This window comes from Dysgonomonas sp. HDW5A (genome assembly GCF_011299555.1).
Taxonomy (GTDB): domain Bacteria; phylum Bacteroidota; class Bacteroidia; order Bacteroidales; family Dysgonomonadaceae; genus Dysgonomonas_A.
Genome location: NZ_CP049857.1, coordinates 455228 through 474994 on the forward strand (window position 1 = coordinate 455228; position 19767 = coordinate 474994).

A 19767-nucleotide genomic window follows, 5' to 3' on the forward strand; every position below is an offset into this window, starting at 1 on the left:
ATCGCTTATGCTATTAGGCACTACTTATTAAATATAGTACGATTTTATTTGAATATATTTATTGAGTCAAATAATACTCAACGATAGATCTTAAATTTTTAGCATATTTATAAATATCATTAAGAGTTTCTATTCTATTTTTAGTCTCAACCTTATCCGTATCAAAAGTAGCAAGATATCTAACGTTCTCAGAGTTAAAATACAAACGACATATTGGTTTTCGGTTATTATCATCAAATAATACACCAAAATATGAATTCGTATCCCGATCTACGACTCTATTAATATCAACTACTTCATACAAAATAGCTCTTACAATATTAAAACCATCTATCTCGTCTTTTGTTGTTACAATTTTACCATCTTCCGACATGTAAACTACATTATCAGGCAAAGTCTTAGGAGTTTCTTTTTCCACCTCTATAGCAGAGGTCGTTTGAGAAGTTTCGGTTTTAAGGGCAGTTTTCAACCGATCTGATATTGTATCGCTTATCAAGCCTGCTATTGACTTTTTCACTAATGTAGTAAATTGATCCAAAAGTTTTGCAGTAATAGCTCCGTCATACACCTGCTTGGATATAAGTTTTACAAACTCTGGACTCGGATTTGTAAATTCTTTATTTAGCACAACTTTTAATTCACTTGTATACTTAAGCTCATTTGCAGAACTAAGTATGTTATCAACATCAAAGTATGTTTTATGAAACTTCTTTAGTTCTTCAAGTTGGTTGCTTCTCAGATCAAGCAAGTTTATTTCTAGAAATGGCTTTTCATCCATTCTGTTCGGAACCTCAAGATCTGTGTAAAAACGATAAATTATGCCATTAGTTAATAACCCAAATTTCGCATTAGAAACATGGAAATAGCGTAATAGTTGATTATCATGTAATGTAAGCTCTTGCTTCCAGTGTTTACATTCGACAAGTATTACTGGCTGATCGTCTTTAAATATGGCATAATCTATTTTCTCCCCTTTTTTTGTTCCTATATCACAAGTAAACTCGGGCATTATTTCAAGAGGGTTAAACACATCATATCCCATTGCCTGAAGAAATGGCATTATTAATGCATTTTTAGTTGCTTCTTCTGTATGCAGATTCTCTTTTACCTTTTCGACCCTTTCGGATAGCAATTTTATCGCGTCTTTGAAATCCATAGTTGTAAATTTATAAAGGATTAATACACAAAGATAAAAATACCTAACAAACAGATTCTAACTTTTTTCTCCCTTTATTCTCTCTAAACCAATTAAATAAATGATAGATTATCTTAAAGGCAATACCTTTTTCATTGTATCCACAAATACGGCAGCCATGTGCTGTTGTATAAATTTATCTTCACCTCTCAGTTGATGCCAGCCATATACAACCCCATCTATGGTTTCGGTATTATCGTCGGCATACAATCTGCTCATTTGCAACTTGGTTACAGGGTGAGGTGTATTCTTTGAGAATCCTATATACTTGTCGAACTCAATTACCGGGAATCCCCATTTTTGAGCCAATAATCGAATCGATTCATTATATATGGGACGAGCATCGTGCCAGTGAGTCGATAAGATAATTATGACAGGTTTACCTGATTGAGTATTATAATATTTTGATTCCTTATCGAACTTGAGATTGTAACAATCCGAAATATATCTTTTGATTACATAATCATAAGCGGCAGCATAATTAGACCTATCGAAAGGCACTTTATAATCTGTGTAATTTTCCTTCAATGCCGAATTTTCAAAAACATCCATATTGTGTACATGCATAATAACAAAAGCATCGGCATTTTCCAATTCTTCTTTCGAGTACAATGTACCCTCATTCATTTTATTGGCTGCATCGGCAATTGCCTGAGCTCCCACGGCTTTATTTAAAGGTGTAGCATTTAATTCCTTGCAACCCAATTCAAACCAGCCATTCTCGTAAGAGGCAAAAGACGCTCCTGTCATTAAGATGTTATATTTCTCCTGAGATGAGACACAAAAAAAAACAAATAAGAAAACAAATAAAAATAACTTTTTCATAATCAATTAGAAATACAATAAGTCGAAGTATGCTTTTGTAGGCATTCTCAAACATTAATATTAAATATGTGAACCTTTTTTTCTACTTATGGGATTTTCTGAATATCGGATAACAAAGCAAACCTACCAATAATAGACCAACAGATATAATCCAATAAATAACAGGAACGATAGAACCTATTATTCCAAAATAGATGAATACCAGAGAGAATATAAATGCAAAGAACAATCGTATATTATTTGCTTTCGAAGATTCTATTTTTCGTTTCTTAATCAATACATACTCTGATATGATAGTAACCAGATAAGTCGGCAGATTAATAAAAGCCGCTACAGTTGTAATATTTACAAAATGCGAAAGACCTTGCGTATTACCACTGATATCGGAATAAAAATTCAAAAAGAAGAAAATAGAAGTAATTACTCCCGAAGCAATCAGTGCTACATAAGGAGTCGAATATCTCGGATGAATCTTAGCAAAAGAAGCGATAAAAAATTTGTCCTTACTTGCTGCATATATACTTCTGCCTGTTGTAAGAATCCATCCCGACAAAGCTCCCACCACAGATATAAGAATAGCTATATTAATTATATTGCCTCCCATATTGGTTCCTAATGCCATGTTTATTGCATCTGCAAACGGAGAATTAGATTCAGCCAACTGATCTTGAGAAATAAGGGCAAGAAGTGAGATATTAATAAGAATATAAATAATACCAACAATAGCCAATCCCCACACCACACTCCGCTGAATATTACGCTCGGGATTCTTTATTTCCCCTCCTGCCATAGTCGAACTTTCGAGACCCGTAAAAGCCCAAAAGATTAAAGCTATTGCAGCCGAAAACATTTTATATATATCGGTCTCTCCCTGTAATGACAAAGGTAATGAATTACTCACAAAAAGATCGAAATTAAGATGAGGTACAGCCAACAAAATAACCAAAATAAACACACTTGATTTCAAAATGGTAGTAACGATACTGATCCATCCGGCAAACTTAACTCCGCAAATATTTATATAAGTGAAAAGCCAAAGGATAAACAAAGTAGCTATTAATTTGCTGACCGGAAAATCAAGTACAGGAATTAACTGTGCTAATTGAGTAAAAATAAGATCAACAATGGCAGCATTTCCAACCGCCGAACCTACCCACCAAACAAGGCTGACTATATACCCCCAGAATTTACCTAAGGCTGCTTCCGTATATACCACCGGACCTCCTGCTTTAGGTATCGATCGGCTTAAATTACCATAACTCAAAGCGATTATAGTTGCCCCGATAGCAACCACAACCCAAGCCAATATAATAATGGATGGTGTTGCCACTTTAGCCAAAGCAGAGGGTAATCCGAAGACTCCCGAACCAATCATATTCCCGACAACAATAGTAATTGCTGCCAAAAGCCCCAAGTCTCTTTTAAGTGAAGTATTTTTAGAAGACATCTAAGAAAAATTAAGTAAAAGGAAATATATAATAGTATATTTTTGTTGATACGGGCAGACCTATGAGTCTGTCCGAAATCGGTGAACACACAGGTTCACCCATACAGCCAAAGCAATAAATGGCTCTGCGAACTTAAATTGCGGGGCAAATATAATAAACAAAAAACGATGGAATACTATTTTCTTAAACGTAACCATAGGATATCTTTATATAAAAAAGATATATATGGAAAGTCGGGACGCTACAAGTCGATTCTATCTAAAAATACGTATAAAGAGCCTTGCTTGAATTGTGGTGATACCATCGTAAAAGAAGCCTATTTGGGAGGAAGCATTTACTATTGCCCCACTTGTCAACGAATATAAATAAAGAGTGGCTATCCGTAAATAGACAGCCACTCTCCAATATATTAAACAATCAAATGATCTTAGTTGATAAACGCAAGCACTTGATTTTTTTGAACTTTTGCACCTTGTTTTGTTTCGATTTGAACAATCTTACCTGATTTCAAAGCTTTTACTTCTTCAATGCCATAATAAGCTTGGATGAAGGCAATTATATCGCCTTCTTTTACCGAAGTCCCTACTACCGGAGCAGTAGATTCGTCAGCCAAATCGATTTGCCAGATTACCTGACCCGACACTGGAGCTTGTACAGGTTGAGCATCAGGATATTTTTCTGTTACTTTCTCTATATCAAAATTGGGTATTTCAACTATAGGGCGGGTAACGATAATTGGAGCTCCGGCAGCAGCTTTCGCTTTTTCCAAATCTGCATTGAAACGCTCTTTAGCCAATCCCGATTTATAATCACGGTATTGACGGTCGTGCATTGCCAACTCAAATAACTCTTCATCATCTTGACCGTAATCCCATCCGTTCTCGTCCATTTCTTTACGATATGTATCAAGAGCATCCGGATATTCTTCTTGAGGATTTCCTGTATAGAATTCAAGATTTTTAGATTTTGCCAATTCGATAATTTCGTCATCCAATTTACCGGGAAGCATACCTGTTCTACCTAGAATCATATTCCAGCTATCCTTATCAATATTCGAGAAACGAGCTTGTCCTTGTGCCATAGAGAAGATGTTCATAAGAGCAATATTCTTCACATATTGGCTGAAAGGTGTTACCAAGGGAGGATAACCTAATTTAGGCCATATATAAGCAACTTCATCAAACAGTTGAACTACAAGATCATTCAATGTAACTTCAGCTTTACCATTGTTGCGAAGTGCCATATTAATAGCCGAATGCATACCTTTAAGGTCAGCCATCATCGATCCCATCATTCCTCCGGGAAGACCGCAACCCACAAGTAACGAAGTCATTATTTTATTAGATGGATCGATAAAGTATCCTAAGAAATCGTCAATGAAAGATTGTGTCAAAGCACGAGCTTCCATATACGCTTTCATATTGATGTCAGGCACAGAAAATCCTGCATCCTTCAACATGGCTTGCAATGTAATGATATCAGGGTGTACCATTCCCCATGATAGAGGTTCGATAGCTGCATCTAAGTAATCGGCTCCGGCACGTGCAACTTCTAACATCGAAGCAACCGAGAAACCGGGTCCTGTATGACCATGATATTCAATAGGAATATTAGGATGTCTGTCTTTTAGTGCTTTTGTCAATTTTCCAAGAAAAGCAGGACGACCTACACCGGCCATATCTTTCAAGCAAAATTCGTCAGCACCAAAATCAACTAATTTATCTGCAAAATTTACATAATAATCAACTGTATGGATTGGCGAGTGGGTGATACAAAGGGCAGTCTGAGAAATCATACCTGCTTCTTTGGCATACTTAACCGACAATTCAAGATTTCGAGGATCATTCAATCCGTCAAAAGAACGGGATATATTAGTTCCTTGTGCACATTTAACTTTAAACATCAAACGACGTACATCTTTTGGCACAGGGTTCATACGCAAACCGTTCAAACCACGCTCCAACATATGAGTCTGGATTCCTACTGCATTGAAAGGAGCGGTCCATTCGCGAACAGCCGTATTGGGGTTTTCGCCATAAAGAAGATTTACCTGTTCAAAAGCACCACCATTTGTCTCCACACGGGCAAAACAGCCCATATCAATAATAACCGGTGCGATTTGTGTTAACTGGTCTACACGTGGCTGGTATTTTCCGGATGACTGCCACATGTCACGATAAACGAGACTAAATTTGATTTCTCTTCCCATAGTGTTTTTATGTAATGTTCAAAGATAAAATTGGCTTCTGGAGACCAATTCGATCTTAAAATTATAGTGAATTCTATTGCGATATTAAACCTTCGTTAAGGTTATACAAATTTAGAGTTTTCATTTCAATTAAGACGAAAAAATAAGATATTAAAATTATCAATTTGACATAAAAAGTAATGATAATTATTAAAACTGCACTCTTACTTCAAAAGTGTGCAATAAAATAAGTTACGCTACCATCAAACTGTAATTTACTTTTACAAAAGCCACTTATCATACACGTCAGACTTAATTCATAATATCTATTTTTCGCTATGTATAACTGACACTTTTTAAATAAACTTTCTTAACTTATATTATTATGTAACTCATTTCTCTTTAGACATAACTAGCAATAGAAGAAAAACCAACTTTCAAAGAAAGATTTTACAGCCATATAATCTTCTACATTCCAACAACTTGAGATCAATCAAGTTTTTTTTCGCTTTTTTTTCTACTTTTTCTCCTATATCTATTATGGAATTCCAATCCTATTTTACTCTATTATGTAGACAAACGAATTATAAACAACTTTAATTCTTACCGTCATGGCTGAAATGAATACAAACTCCAATAATGGAGATAAAAAGAAGAAAGGGCAACCTACAAAAATGAATCTTCGTGTTGATTTCACCCCCATGGTGGACATGAACATGCTGTTGATAACGTTTTTCATGCTATGCACAACACTTTCAGCACCTCAGGTGATGGATATAGTGATGCCGGCAAAAGCTCCGATAGATGTAGATGGACCTGAAAGCCCAGCTTCAAAAACCATAACATTGCTCTTGAGTGAGAATGATCAAGTATTTTATTATTGGGGAATACCTGAATATCAAAATCCAAACTCTCTACAAAAGACAGATTTGGGAGTAGATGGGCTTAGAAATGTTCTTTTAGAAAAAAATGGTGTTTTAGCTCAACAAGTTAAGGACTTGAAACAAAAAAGATCTAAAAAAGAGATTTCGGAAGAACAATTCAAAAATGAATTATCAGAACTGAAGAAATCGAAAGAAAGCATAACTGTTATAGTAAAACCAACAAATAGTTCTACATATAACAATTTGGTAAAAACTCTGGATGAAATGCAAATATGCAGCGTTGGTAAATACGCCATCGTAGATCCCGAAGCAGGAGACAATTATTTAATTGAAAATTACAACAACTTTAGCTTAGCACAAGCGAGATAAATATCAAACAACCCTCTTTTATTACTACTTTTGATTGAAACGCCGTAAAACAGAAACTACGCTGATTTACGGCTTTCATCTTTTTTATAGTCAACATTAAGCTATAAAAGTATACAGACTATTTCAGAGTTATAGCGTTCTCTAATCAATTGGTACAGTTAGAATTGATTACTTATTTACCTTGCCAGCTAAATGTATTTATCATTTCCTCAATATCTTTCATTACAAATTCTGTAATTGGTGCAACCGAATCTGAATTGACTTTTTCTGCATAATAAAATGATCCTCTAAAAAAATGGCTCACACTATCGGTAAGAAAAAATTGAATTGGTGTCGCTACACTACCTTCTATAGAATACACTGTTCCCGATACACCTCTATCAACATTAATATATGTCTGCTGAATTATTTCATCAGCCTTTAGAGAATGACTAAAAGCCAATTTATAGCTATCCTCCAACACCTTAGGCAAAGTCAATTTAGAAACAGGCAAATAAGTACAATAAATTATAGCATTATACTTAGGATAGACGATATTAAACCATATCTCATTTTCCACCTTAGATTGAAGTGTATCTATATGTACCTGATCCGAGTATCTAAATGAAAATTTCGGAAAATTATACTCAACAGTTTCACCTGTTGCATTGTCAATACGATTATAACCTTTTGGTTTAGGCGTATATTCATTACAGGCCGAGACAAACATCAAAAGCATTAGTAATGCAATAGTATTTATGGTATTATTCAGATTTTTGATTGATATCATAACCAACTAAATAGGTATAAGGAGTCTTTAGTACAAAAAAAATGCAGACATAATTAATATAGATCTGCACTTTTTCATTATATTTTATTGAGATAAAAATTAGAAAGGTAAGTCATCGGCCTCATCTTCCATCGGCGATGAATTTGTTGTTTGAGATTGTGGTGTTGATGGAGTAGAAGCAGGCTGCTGTTGCTGCCCATATCCGCCACCGGTATTACCATCTGACTGAAAATCACCCTTCTTTCCTAAGAGCTCAAGGTTATCAGCATAAATCTCCACAACATATCTTTTTATTCCATTTTGATCATCATACGAACGAGTTCGAATTTTTCCTTCAACAAACAATTGTGTACCTTTTTTCACAAATTGTTCGGCAACTTTAGCCAAGCCTCTCCAGCAAACAACATTATGCCACTCGGTACGATCGGGAATCTGGGTACCATTGGCTGCCGTATATCCACGTTCGGTAGTTGCTAATGGAAAATTTACAACTGCACTACCATTATCAAAATATCTGATATCGGGATCTTTCCCTACATTACCTATTAATATTACTTTATTGACTGACATCTCTGCTTGTTTTTATTTTAAGATTTGCTAAATTACGATCGACTCTTTGTACAAAACAAATATAATATTTTTTTATGTAAGCATATAATTAAGAATTCTAAAATACCAGTTTCCCCCATATCATATGCCAAACAAGTTAAATTATTATATTCATCAAAATAACAAAAAGAGCAGAGCCTCTTATTCTTCTGTATCTTCCCATTTCTTTATGTGAATAATGGAAACTCCTTTTTGAAAGAAAAGAGAATTAGGATATGAAATTATCTCACCTTCATGAGTTCTCAGTAAAGTATGAAACGACAATATATCTTCTACTACAGCATCAAAGGGCATATCTTTATCTAAAATGCGAATATAATCACCAACTCTGAATGTGGATGTGAAAAAGATTATAATTCCGGCTGTTATGTTACTCAATAATGACCATTGAGCAAACATGGCAACTCCTATTACAGCAAATATAGAAGAAAGTGCAACCAATAGATTACGGGGATCAACCCCCCATATAATTACAAAACAGATGGCAAACATTATATGGATCATAATATTAAATACTCTGACCACTTGTTTAGTCCGTGCTTCTATCTTCTTACTGAATGTGGCATATTTTACAATCAACCTTCTTACTATATACTTTATAATAGGTATTGAAATAACCAGAATAGCTGTTGCTATAATTTGTACAATATATCCTTCCATTTTACTATTTGGGGCAAAATCTCGTTATTACACGGTTAGTATAGTTATGTCTTGCGACTTAACTTATAAATATACAGATAAGCTCTTTTTCTCTAAAAGCGAAAAGGACGGATTCTTCAATCCATCCTACTCAATAAATTTCTAAAGATTATATATCTTAATCGTTACTTGCAAGCGGAGTATATTTTCTACTTTTTAGTTCTCTATCTAATGTGTAGATACCAAATCCATTGTCCTTGATCATTTCCAAGCTATCAACCAAATCCTGCGCTGTTGCTTCTTCTTCTACTTGCTCATCAACAAACCATTGAAGCATCGACAAGGTTGCATAATCTTTCTCTTCGTTTGTCAACGTTACAATATTATCGATCATAGTTGTAACTTGTTTCTCGTGAGCCAAAGCAGCCTTAAATGCATCCAAAGGAGTTGCCCAGCTATGTGGCACTTCTTTTATTGGACTGATTACAGCTTGTCCTCCACGAGCTAGGATATAGTCGAAAATTTTCATTGCATGATCCTTTTCTTCTAAACCTTGTACCTTAAACCAGTTTGCAAATCCGTTCTTACCTTCTTTTGCAAAATGAGCTGACATTGAGAGATACAAATATCCTGACCAAAATTCTGCATTAATTTGTTTATTTAATGCATCTTCAACTTTCTTACTTATCATAATGACTTTATTTTAGAGTTAATAATAAAATATATAAACTTAATTGACTTGTGACTATTACAAAGATAAACTTTTTACATAGACCAGACTTGCTTCAAATCTCTTTAAATTGGTAATATTACATAGAAAAAATCTATTACCAACCACGTCCTGCACCGCCTCCGCCAAAGCTACCTCCGCCGCCTCCGCCAAAACCTCCGCCACCGGAACGTCCGCCGAACCCACCAAAGCCGCCGCCAATTATGGGAGGAAAAAAGCCTCCACCTCTTGATCCGTTTCCCTTATTGTTTTTATTTGCTTTACTTATAAAATATATGAACAGCAGCACCAGGATTATCCCGAAGATAATATCGCCCGTTGTTAATTCATCCGTATCTTCATCCGCCTGAAACTGTCCAGATAAATATCCAATCATAGCTTCCACGGCATTTTTTGTTCCGGTATAATAATCATTCTGTTGAAAATAAGGCAGCATATAATTATCAATAATACGCCCTACCTTTGCATCATTTAATTTTTCTTCCAGTCCATATCCTGTAGCTATAAATACTTGCCCTCGACTATTTCCAATCTTAGGTTTAATTAGTATTATCGCCCCATTATTTTTTCCTTTTTGACCAACACCCCACTTTTCTCCTAAACGAAATGCATAATCGGAAACATCATAACCATCCAAATCTTTTACTGTTACAACATATATCTGAGTAGATGTGGTATCATTATATGCAAGCAGCATCTGCTCCAGATTATCGCGATCTTTGTCATTGAAAATGCCTGCAAAATCATTTACCAATCGTGGAGGCGACATCGGATCAGGTAAATTCTGAGCACTGGCAAAACCGCCAATCATTACCAATAATACCAAGAGGTACTTACCAAAAGAGTTCATATGATGATATTTTGAAATCAATTTTCACGTTAAATTATTCTACAATTCAGAGCTATACTTTATCGAAATAAGTAGCTATTTGCTCTACACCCCCAACCCTAAATTGGTTGGAAATCTTCAAATATAATATATATTAAACAAACAAGTTCGATATAAGTTATATATACCGAACCCATTCACATAATTTATTTTACTATTAAACTAAAACTGAACTGTGGGAGCTGTCTGGCTTCCGGCCTCAGCCTCGAAATATCCTTTCTGGGTAAAACCAAACCACCCTGCCCATATTGTTTGCGGAAACTTTCGTATATACTGATTATAGTCTTTTACTACCTCATTATACTTATTGCGCTCTACTGCAATCCGGTTTTCTGTACCGGCCAATTCATCCTGCAATGCCAAAAAGTTTTGATTCGCTTTTAGATCCGGATATTGTTCCTGCACCATTAATAATTTCCCCAAAGCAGCACTTAATTGCCCTTGAGCCTCTTGATACTTTTTAAGGTTTTCTTCCGACAAGTCCTCTGCATTCACTGTTATCTGTGTTGCTTTGGCTCTTGCATTAACAACCTCTGTCAAAGTCTGTTCTTCATGTGTAGCATACCCTTTTACGGTAGCCACCAAATTAGGTATAAGATCAGCACGACGCTGATAAGCATTCTGCACCTGTCCCCATTGAGAGGAAGTAGCTTCTTGCTTTTCGACCATCGTATTATACGAACAGCTAGATAAAAATACACTTGCTAAAATTGCAATCAGAAAAGTAAACTTTACAGTCTTCATAGATACATTTTTTTTAACTCTTATAACTAGTAAACACTAAAGAGAGTAAGTTGTTTAAATAAATCAAATATATTTTCAAGGAAAAGTATTCAAACAAAAAAACCGAGACTAGCTCGGTTATATTATTTCTTTAAGACTTTTTCTATCTCATCAAGATCATCTCTAAAGGATTTATCAACCTGAAGCTGGTCTTTTACGGTTTTACAAGCATGTAATACTGTAGCATGATTTTTCTTCCCGATTACTGACCCAATCTGAGCTAACGAAAGTTCGGTATATATTTTTGACAAATACATGGCAACTTGACGAGCCTGTACGATCTCTCTCTTTCTGGATGCAGTTTGCAACAATTCGGTTTTGATATTAAAATGCTTACAGACTACCTCCGAAATACTATCAATTGTAACCTTTTTCTTTTCGATCTTACGGATAGCCTGACCGATGACGCGCTTAGCTAAAATCAAATCGACTTCCTTATTATAGATTACAGAATATGCCATTAGTGAAACAATAACACCTTCCAAGTCACGAACATTCTCTGTTACATTATCGGCTATAAATTCTACAACATCAGCCGGAATCGCCAACCCGTCATGAAGAATCTTATCGTGAAGAATTTTGGTTCTTAAATCAAAATCAGGGTTTTCTAATCTTGTGGTAAGTCCCCATCTGAAACGAGTGAGTAAACGTTCCTCAACACCTTGTAATTCAGAGGGAGCTTTATCGGAAGTAAGAATCAACTGCTTATTGTTTTGGTGTAGATGATTGAAAATATGGAAGAACGTATTTTGAGTTTTCTCTAATCCTACCAACTCCTGAATATCATCTATGATAAGGACATCTATACCTTGATAGAAATTTATAAAATCATTTACTGTATTAAAACGGGTAGCATCCGTATATTGCACTTTAAACAAGTGTGCAGAAACATACAATACCTTCTTATCCGGAAACATATCTAAAATACGTGTTCCGATAGCATGACAAAGGTGAGTTTTTCCAACTCCTGACGTTCCATGCACAAACAAAGGATTGAATGCTGTCTTTCCTGGATTGTTTGCAATAGTTTCTCCCGCCGTTCTTGCTAATTTATTACTAACACCTTCGAAAAAATTATCGAACGTATATTTAGCATTTAGCTGAGAATCGAAATCTACAGATACCGTTTTTTGAAAAGGGTTAGGGATTCGATTTGCTTGTTTGGGTGTAATTTTTTCAACACTCAAAGATTTTGTATCGCCCCTGTAATCAACATGCGTATTGGTTGTATTCTCAACAAGTATACGATAGTTAAGAATAGCCTCAGGACTAACTTCACGATGTAAAGTCATTCTGAGTAGATCAACGAATTTGTCTTCCAAATATTCATAGAAAAATTGACTTGGAACCTGTATTGTAAACACACTGTTTTCAAACGAATGTGGCACAATAGGAGAGAACCAAGTTTGATAAGTTATCTCAGAAACATTATCCTTGATAACATTCAAACATTTATTCCATAAAAAATTGACATTATTATTCATCGAGATCTGCAATACTACTTTTTGATTTCTATACTATTTTATTTCTTTCCTGTTACGGTAATACAAAATTTGAAAATAAATTCAATTTAAACAAGTGCTAATAAATTTGGTTTTTCGGATACAGTATATATCATTGTAAATAAGCGATTTAAACCAGAAACAAATTACACACATATAAGGTTTTATCTCTCAATCGTTTACAAGATATTAACAATAATAAGAACGACTTAAATCCGCATTAAAGGATTATAAACAATTTATTGCATTTTGTTTTTATTTAGAACAATTCTAAATAACGATCAAAAAACTTTCACATTAATATATCGTGACGGATTCTCTTTCACATCCTTTAATAATAGCGAAGCATTCCCCATAGTCACGTTTAAGCTATCGTAAAGTGCTCTATCATTGAGTAAAAGCCCCAAAGAACTATCTTTACTATTGAGCTTGCTTGATAGACCTTGTATATTCTTAAGGGTAGAATCTATTGAGGTATAAGATGATACCAAATCGATTAATTTTAATTGACTGGTCATTCCTGCCAAATCATTCGAAACGGTAGTCATATTATTAGTCATAGTAGGAATATTCTTATTCAAACTCAGCATCATTTGATTCAATTGCTTTGAAGAAACAGCTAAATCAGAAGTAATGACTTCTACGTTTTCTAAAGATTTCACCAATGCTGGATTATTGACAAGAAGCTGCAAACCCATCAATATAGAATCGATCTTAGGAACCAAAGCTCCAACCTGAGGTAGCACATCGGCTCCGATTGACTCCATCATTCCTGCAACACGTACACCGGGAATGCGATCGTCGAAAGTGTAGTATTCTTCTGTATAAGGATTTTGCTCCAATACAACAGTTGCATTACCCATCAAAGAAACATCCAACTTTACCTTACTTCCTTTATTGAGTTTTACTCCTTTATCCAGATTTAAAACAACAGCTACTTTATTGGCTGTGTCGTTTTCTAATTTCATAGAATAAACCAACCCAACCTGAAAACCATTCAACACGACAGGTGACGAGAGAGTAAGTCCTGTTACATCATCAAAAACAACAGTGTATGAATTAGATGGTTTAAATATATTGATACCTTTCAGAAAGTTTATGCCAAAATATAATATAAATAAGGCAACAACAAATGCAATACCAATTTTAACTTCTTTCGAGAATTTCTTTTTCATATATAATCTTATTCAATTAAACCCTATTTAATTTTTTAAAGCCTTAGGCTTTCTTATTGCGTTGAAAACCACAACAGCAAAAGCTGCTATAATCAGAAAGTATACCAATCAAATACCTCTTCAATCAAGTCAACGCTTATTTAATGCGTACATTATTTTTAAATCGAACAATAAATGCATCCTTAAATTTTGTACGAACTTCCTTTTGCAACCTTAAAGCCTCAGCTTCAGTTGTAGCCGAACCATATGTATACTTATAGGTTGAGCCATCCATATAAAAACCAACAGGCGATAACCCTTTAAACTTAGGTGAGTTGGAAGCAAATTTCGAACCTCCTGTCAAAAATTGAACTCTATACTCTATCGTACCAGAAGAAACAACAGACTTTGTATTATTGTTCACATTTGAAGAAGTTTTAGTTTCCTTCGAAGGAGCGACTGAATTAGACGACGATACTGATTCTGTTTTTCTAGTTTTTTCCTGCTTTACTGCAGGTTTCCGATCTCGACTATTCGTATTCGTTAATTGAGTGACATCCGTATTTTTCGATATATACTTAGGTCTATTATTAGAACTTGCCGGAGTTGATTTGTTCGTATCCTGAGAAGATGTATTGTCATTATCATCCTCATTGCTATCTTCTATTAATATTATATCATTCGCTCTTGCTGATTCTTTCTTCGTTACACGAGAAGTTCCAGCATATGATTTACCTTGCTTCTTATCGAATTCCTTTTTATACTTTTGCAACCCTGAAAATATCGCACTTGCCATATTTCTCTGTCCGGTCGAGGATGTTAGATATTTAGCTTCTGTCGGATTATTGATAAACCCAAGTTCTATAAGAACACTAGGCATACCTGATTCTCGCAAAACAAGAAAACCTGCTTGCAAAACACCCCTATCAACCCTTCTTGCGACTCCCGTGAAACCACTTTGTACATTGCTTGCAAATTGTAAACTTTGCTCCATGTACTTGTCGGTCATAAACTCGAAAATAATGTTTGATTCCGGAGAGTTAGGGTCAAAACCTTCATAGCGCTTCGTATAATTATCTTCTAACAAGATAACCGAGTTCTCGCGTTTTGCAACTGCTAAATTCTCTTCACTCTTTGCCAATCCCAGAATATAGGTATCAGCACCCGATGCCGTAGTTACTTTGGCTGCAGTAGAATTGGTATGTATCGATATAAAAAGATTGGCTTTTGCCTTATTTGCTATATCAGCACGTTTATATAAATCCACAAACACATCCGTTTTGCGAGTATAAACAACTTTTACATCCGGCATGTTCGATTCTATCAATTTACCAAGAGCCAGAGCAACACCCAGGTTTATTTCTTTTTCTTTATAAGTACCTCTTACAGCTCCACCATCTTTGCCCCCGTGACCTGCATCAATTACTACTACAAATTTATCATCTGCTGCATTAATTGCCGTACACATTACCCAAAATAGGATGGTAAAAACTAAAAATATTTTCTTCATAAGACTATCGTAAGGTCTCAAACCTTAATATTACTTAATGATCAAGGATACAATAAATTTATTATTTCGGTTGATAAACAACTTCATTTTTAACTTCTTTTCCAGCAAAGAAATCTGAAATATTTTCGAAAGTAGTATTCGCGATATTCCCCATAGCCTCCTGAGTAAAGAATGCTTGATGCGACGTTAAGATTACATTATTAAATGATAGTAATCTCGCCAAGACATCATCAGTCAACACACTATCTGAGCAGTCTTCATAAAAATAGGCACCTTCTTCTTCATACACATCAAGTCCGGCATAACCCACTTTTTGACTTAGCAGTCCTTCAATCAGATGTTTTGTATGAATAAGTTTTCCACGGCCTGTATTTATAATCATAACGCCATTTTTCATTTTAGCGATAGATTCTTCACATATCAGATATTCAGTTTCTTTAGTCAATGGGCAATGTAAAGTAATTACATCCGAAGTAGAATATATTTCATCTAAAGATACATATTTCACGTCGTTCTTCTCAGCAAACGCATAATCAGGATATAGGTCATATGCCAAGACATTCATTCCCAGACCTCTCAAGACACCTATTACTGTTTTTCCGATTTTACCTGTACCAATAACCCCTACAGTTTTGCCATACATATCAAATCCCATGAAACCATTTAGAGAAAAGTTCCAATCGCGGGTTCTGATAAAAGCTCTGTGCACTTTACGGTTCAAGCACAACATAAGGGCTAATGTATGTTCGGCTATTGCATGAGGAGAATAATCCGGCACACGGGCTACTTTTATTTTCCCGGCAGCATAAGCGATATCTACATTATTAAAACCGGCACAACGCAATGCTATAAATTTAACACCCATTTCGCATAGTCTATCAATTACATATGCATCAACATTGGCATTAACAAATATACAAACGGCATCAGCCCCTCCGGCCAATACTACATTATGCCTGTCTAGATGTTCTTTATAAAAGCTTAATTCGAAGCCGTATACTTCATTAACTCTATTAAATGTATCTTTATCGTAAGGCTTTGCATCAAATACAGCCACTTTGTATGCCATAACATTTATTAGTTATATGTTTATAATCTGATTTCCTTCTACAAATGTAACAAAATATGCGTTAATATATAGTATCCAGAAGCTTGTTTCAGATAAAATATATCTAAGCCCAGTCAGTTTATTTATTAAACAACAAAGAGGCTCTTCATAGAAGAACCTCTTTGTTAGACATATTGGTTTAATCGCTTAAAAATCTTATTTAGCGAAACTTACAGCTCTAGTTTCTCGAATTACAGTAATCTTCACTTGTCCGGGATACGTCATCTCGTCTTGAATTTTCTTAGCTATTTCAGCTGACAATTTTTCTGTTTCCACATCATCCACTTTGTCTGCTCCAACAATAACACGAAGCTCACGACCGGCTTGTATTGCATATGTTTTTAACACACCTGGATAAGACATTGCCAATTGCTCCAAATCATTCAAACGCTTGATATAAGCCTCTACGATCTCGCGACGTGCACCGGGACGAGCTCCCGATATAGCATCACAAACCTGAACGATTGGTGCTAGCAATGTTGTCATTTCGATCTCATCGTGGTGAGCACCTATTGCATTACAAATATCCGGTTTTTCTTTATATTTTTCGGCAAGCTTCATACCTAACAATGCGTGAGGTAATTCCGGCTCATCATCCGGCACTTTACCTATATCATGCAACAGACCTGCTCGTTTTGCTTTCTTCACGTTAAGACCCAATTCAGCTGCCATTATCGCGCACAAATTGGCTGTCTCACGAGCATGTTGCAATAAGTTCTGTCCATAAGACGATCTGTATTTCATTTTACCGATCATACGGATCATTTCGGGATGCAAACCGTGTATACCTAAATCGATGGCTGTTCGCTTACCTGTTTCAATTATTTCTTCTTCAATTTGTTTCTTAACTTTAGAAACAACCTCTTCGATTCTTGCAGGGTGAATACGTCCGTCTGCTACTAATTGGTGCAGCGCTAAACGTGCGATTTCTCTTCTTACAGGATCAAACCCTGAAATTACAATTGCCTCTGGGGTATCATCTACTACGATTTCAACACCCGTAGCAGCCTCAAGTGCTCTGATATTACGTCCTTCACGTCCGATGATACGTCCTTTAACTTCGTCCGAATCAATATGGAAAACAGTAATGGCATTTTCAATTGCTGTTTCTGTAGCAACCCTTTGTATGGTTTGAACTACAATTTTCTTAGCCTCTTTATTGGCCGTCATTTTAGCCTCTTCTACAATCTCGGTAATAAACGACTGTGCATCAGATTTTGCCTCATCTTTTAAGGCTTCCACCAATTTAGCTTTTATTTCGTCTGCCGACAATCCCGACAGAGCTTCAAGTCTTTCTACTTCTTGCTTGTGAAGTTTATCAAGATCTTGCTTTTTCTTATCGACTATTTCCAACTGACTATCAAGGTTGTCTTTGATAGCTTCTACTTCGCTTTTTCGGCGTTGTATTTCTTCTTGCTTTTGATTGAGTGTTTGCTCTCGTTGCTTTACTTTATTTTCGGCAACCTGCAATTTCGAAGTACGGGCATTTACTTGTTTTTCAAACTCCGCCTTCATTTGTAAGGCTTGCTCTTTTACTTCGAGTAATTTATTTTTCTTAATTACCTCAGCTTCACGTTCCGATTCTTCAATACGTCTTTTTAGTCTCGCATTTGTTACAAAGTTAAGAACGAGCCAAGCTACTACTACACCTCCAATGAAGGCGATTATCGTAAATACTATTTCCATAGGGCTCTTTTAAATTTCAAATTTATATCTGCTATGATATTCTTATGTTTAATTAGTTAACTATATTCTGACTGCACAATAGATGATTGTATCTCATAGTCTATTGTATACAAAGCCTGAGGCTTTAAAACAAAAAAAACTAATCGAAAAAGAAACAGAAAACTGCTCATTCCCAATTAGCGCAAGTGTTTTAATAGCAAAGCAAAAAGAAATACTACTTAGAATTTTTAAGGTAAATATCCAATTCATCAATCAGGGATTTGACCTTATCCTCAAACAACTTATTATTAGCCTCGAGTTCTGCGGTATCCGACAGCGCCTGAATGGTAGTCATCGTTAGATAATCTCTTTCCAGCAAGCTTTTGGATTCAGACTCGGCAAAATAATTCCTATATTGATTCGTTTTCTTTTCTATTGCCACAGCGGCATCCCGGTACTTTTTTTCATCTTTACGATGAATTCTCAACCGATACGACCGATCTAAGACACGTAATGTTATGATAAAATGCTCACTCATGATCTATCTGCCTTTATATTTTCAATAACGCGATACATTTATCTAAATCCTGCACTAATTTCAACAATCTTTTTTTTGCTTTATCAACACCTTCCTGATCAGTTCCGGTTAATGTCTTTGCAAATTTCAGGTTATTGTATTTCAAATTCAATTGTTCCAATTGGGTATTGATACGATTTACTTCTCCGTCTTTCTCCTCCAATTGGACCCTCAAGTCCTGATTCTCTTCTTTCAAAGAATCACACAGATACATCAGTTGACGCAATCTAAACTCAAGTTCCGAGAGCAATTTCTCATGCTTTTCTGCCATAAACAATTAAATCAACACAAAAATACAGATATTTGTGAATAAACAAAAGATTACAGCCACTTTTATACTACAATAAACTTTAAATAACATGTTTGATTATCAATCAGAACAATAAGTCTTAGCTCTTTTTATACATTACGGATATTGATAATTCCTGAATTATAATATCTTTGTAACTGAAATAGACTCAATAAGAAAGATGAAAAGAACTCTTACTCTACTATTATTTCTGTCTTTGTGTGCAGTAATAATCAATGCACAAACCCCTTCCAATGTCGAAACAGGTAAAGCGACTTATTATGGCAAGAAGTTCAATAATCGCAGAACAGCCAGTGGAACAGTCTACAAAAGAGATCATTTTGTATGTGCTCACAGAACATATCCTTTCGGCACAAAACTTCTCATAAAAAATCTCAAAAACGAAAAAGAAGTTATAGTTGAAGTTATAGACCGTGGTCCCTTCAAAAAAGGGAGGGTTATCGACATATCATATATTGCCGCCAAAGAATTGGATATGATACATCATGGAGTTACAACGGTAGAGGTATCGGAGTACATAGAACCCGATACTTTATCCATACTGGAAGCAGCTAATTCTATAAAAACGGATACGATAATTGAACCTCTTATAAACTAAGATTGTTTATATCGA

The 19767-nt window shown here is 35.3% G+C and carries 19 protein-coding genes and 1 pseudogene; 3 read left to right on the forward strand and 17 right to left on the reverse strand.

Going from position 1 to position 19767, the window contains the following annotated elements:
• Positions 1-58: 58 nt before the first annotated feature.
• From G7050_RS01810 to G7050_RS01820, 3 genes are all read right to left on the reverse strand, one after another.
• Positions 59-1156 (reverse strand): type I restriction endonuclease, encoded by a 1098-nt coding sequence (locus G7050_RS01810; RefSeq protein ID WP_166110347.1) that lies wholly within the window; start codon positions 1154-1156, stop codon positions 59-61.
• 108 nt (positions 1157-1264) lie between these two features.
• Positions 1265-2020 carry a DUF5040 domain-containing protein gene (locus G7050_RS01815; RefSeq protein WP_166110350.1) on the reverse strand — a complete coding sequence of 252 codons (756 nt, stop codon included), beginning with the start codon at positions 2018-2020 and terminating at the stop codon, positions 1265-1267.
• 82 nt (positions 2021-2102) lie between these two features.
• Positions 2103-3467, reverse strand: coding sequence for an APC family permease (locus G7050_RS01820; protein ID WP_166110353.1), 1365 nt, complete (start codon positions 3465-3467; stop codon positions 2103-2105).
• Positions 3468-3680: 213 nt separating this feature from the next.
• Here G7050_RS01820 and G7050_RS01825 point away from each other — a divergent pair.
• A pseudogene (locus tag G7050_RS01825) lies at positions 3681-3833 on the forward strand (endonuclease VIII); the annotation flags it as partial.
• A gap of 62 nt (positions 3834-3895) precedes the next feature.
• On the opposite strand, the gene G7050_RS01830 reads toward G7050_RS01825, so the two are convergent.
• Positions 3896-5677, reverse strand: a complete 1782-nt coding sequence (locus G7050_RS01830; protein WP_166110359.1) for a biotin/lipoyl-containing protein — start codon at positions 5675-5677, stop codon at positions 3896-3898.
• Positions 5678-6267: 590 nt separating this feature from the next.
• Here G7050_RS01830 and G7050_RS01835 point away from each other — a divergent pair.
• On the forward strand, positions 6268-6909 hold the full coding sequence (locus G7050_RS01835; RefSeq protein WP_166110362.1) for a biopolymer transporter ExbD: 642 nt from the start codon (positions 6268-6270) through the stop codon (positions 6907-6909).
• A gap of 172 nt (positions 6910-7081) precedes the next feature.
• Here the strand turns inward: G7050_RS01835 and G7050_RS01840 are convergent, their stop codons facing one another.
• The 13 genes from G7050_RS01840 to G7050_RS01900 form a co-directional block, all read right to left on the reverse strand.
• Positions 7082-7678: a hypothetical protein gene (locus G7050_RS01840; RefSeq protein ID WP_166110365.1), complete on the reverse strand. Its 597-nt coding sequence runs from the start codon at positions 7676-7678 to the stop codon at positions 7082-7084.
• A 99-nt stretch (positions 7679-7777) separates the two neighbouring features.
• Positions 7778-8248, reverse strand: coding sequence for a single-stranded DNA-binding protein (locus G7050_RS01845; RefSeq protein ID WP_166110368.1), 471 nt, complete (start codon positions 8246-8248; stop codon positions 7778-7780).
• A gap of 180 nt (positions 8249-8428) precedes the next feature.
• The gene (locus G7050_RS01850) at positions 8429-8947 is read right to left on the reverse strand and encodes a mechanosensitive ion channel family protein (protein ID WP_166110370.1); all 519 of its coding nucleotides are present in this window, start codon (positions 8945-8947) and stop codon (positions 8429-8431) included.
• Positions 8948-9104: 157 nt separating this feature from the next.
• Positions 9105-9617 carry a ferritin gene (locus G7050_RS01855; RefSeq protein WP_166110373.1) on the reverse strand — a complete coding sequence of 171 codons (513 nt, stop codon included), beginning with the start codon at positions 9615-9617 and terminating at the stop codon, positions 9105-9107.
• A 136-nt stretch (positions 9618-9753) separates the two neighbouring features.
• A complete protein-coding gene (locus G7050_RS01860) occupies positions 9754-10506 on the reverse strand; it encodes a YgcG family protein (protein WP_166110375.1) in 753 nt (250 codons plus the stop codon).
• 201 nt (positions 10507-10707) lie between these two features.
• Complete coding sequence (locus G7050_RS01865) at positions 10708-11289, reverse strand: LemA family protein (protein ID WP_166110378.1); 582 nt, start codon at positions 11287-11289, stop codon at positions 10708-10710.
• A gap of 122 nt (positions 11290-11411) precedes the next feature.
• Positions 11412-12812, reverse strand: a complete 1401-nt coding sequence (gene dnaA, locus G7050_RS01870) for a chromosomal replication initiator protein DnaA (RefSeq protein ID WP_166110381.1) — start codon at positions 12810-12812, stop codon at positions 11412-11414.
• 299 nt (positions 12813-13111) lie between these two features.
• Positions 13112-14005, reverse strand: coding sequence for an MlaD family protein (locus G7050_RS01875; protein WP_166110384.1), 894 nt, complete (start codon positions 14003-14005; stop codon positions 13112-13114).
• 136 nt (positions 14006-14141) lie between these two features.
• Positions 14142-15494: an N-acetylmuramoyl-L-alanine amidase gene (locus G7050_RS01880; RefSeq protein ID WP_166110387.1), complete on the reverse strand. Its 1353-nt coding sequence runs from the start codon at positions 15492-15494 to the stop codon at positions 14142-14144.
• A 61-nt stretch (positions 15495-15555) separates the two neighbouring features.
• A complete protein-coding gene (locus G7050_RS01885) occupies positions 15556-16563 on the reverse strand; it encodes a 2-hydroxyacid dehydrogenase (RefSeq protein ID WP_166110390.1) in 1008 nt (335 codons plus the stop codon).
• 195 nt (positions 16564-16758) lie between these two features.
• Complete coding sequence (rny, locus tag G7050_RS01890) at positions 16759-18288, reverse strand: ribonuclease Y (RefSeq protein WP_166110393.1); 1530 nt, start codon at positions 18286-18288, stop codon at positions 16759-16761.
• Between the two features lie 214 nt (positions 18289-18502).
• Complete coding sequence (gene zapA, locus G7050_RS01895) at positions 18503-18805, reverse strand: cell division protein ZapA (protein WP_166110396.1); 303 nt, start codon at positions 18803-18805, stop codon at positions 18503-18505.
• A gap of 13 nt (positions 18806-18818) precedes the next feature.
• A complete protein-coding gene (locus G7050_RS01900; RefSeq protein ID WP_166110398.1) occupies positions 18819-19115 on the reverse strand; it encodes a hypothetical protein in 297 nt (98 codons plus the stop codon).
• A gap of 199 nt (positions 19116-19314) precedes the next feature.
• Between G7050_RS01900 and G7050_RS01905 the strand changes: the two genes are divergently transcribed.
• Positions 19315-19752: a septal ring lytic transglycosylase RlpA family protein gene (locus G7050_RS01905; protein WP_166110401.1), complete on the forward strand. Its 438-nt coding sequence runs from the start codon at positions 19315-19317 to the stop codon at positions 19750-19752.
• Positions 19753-19767: the final 15 nt, after the last annotated feature.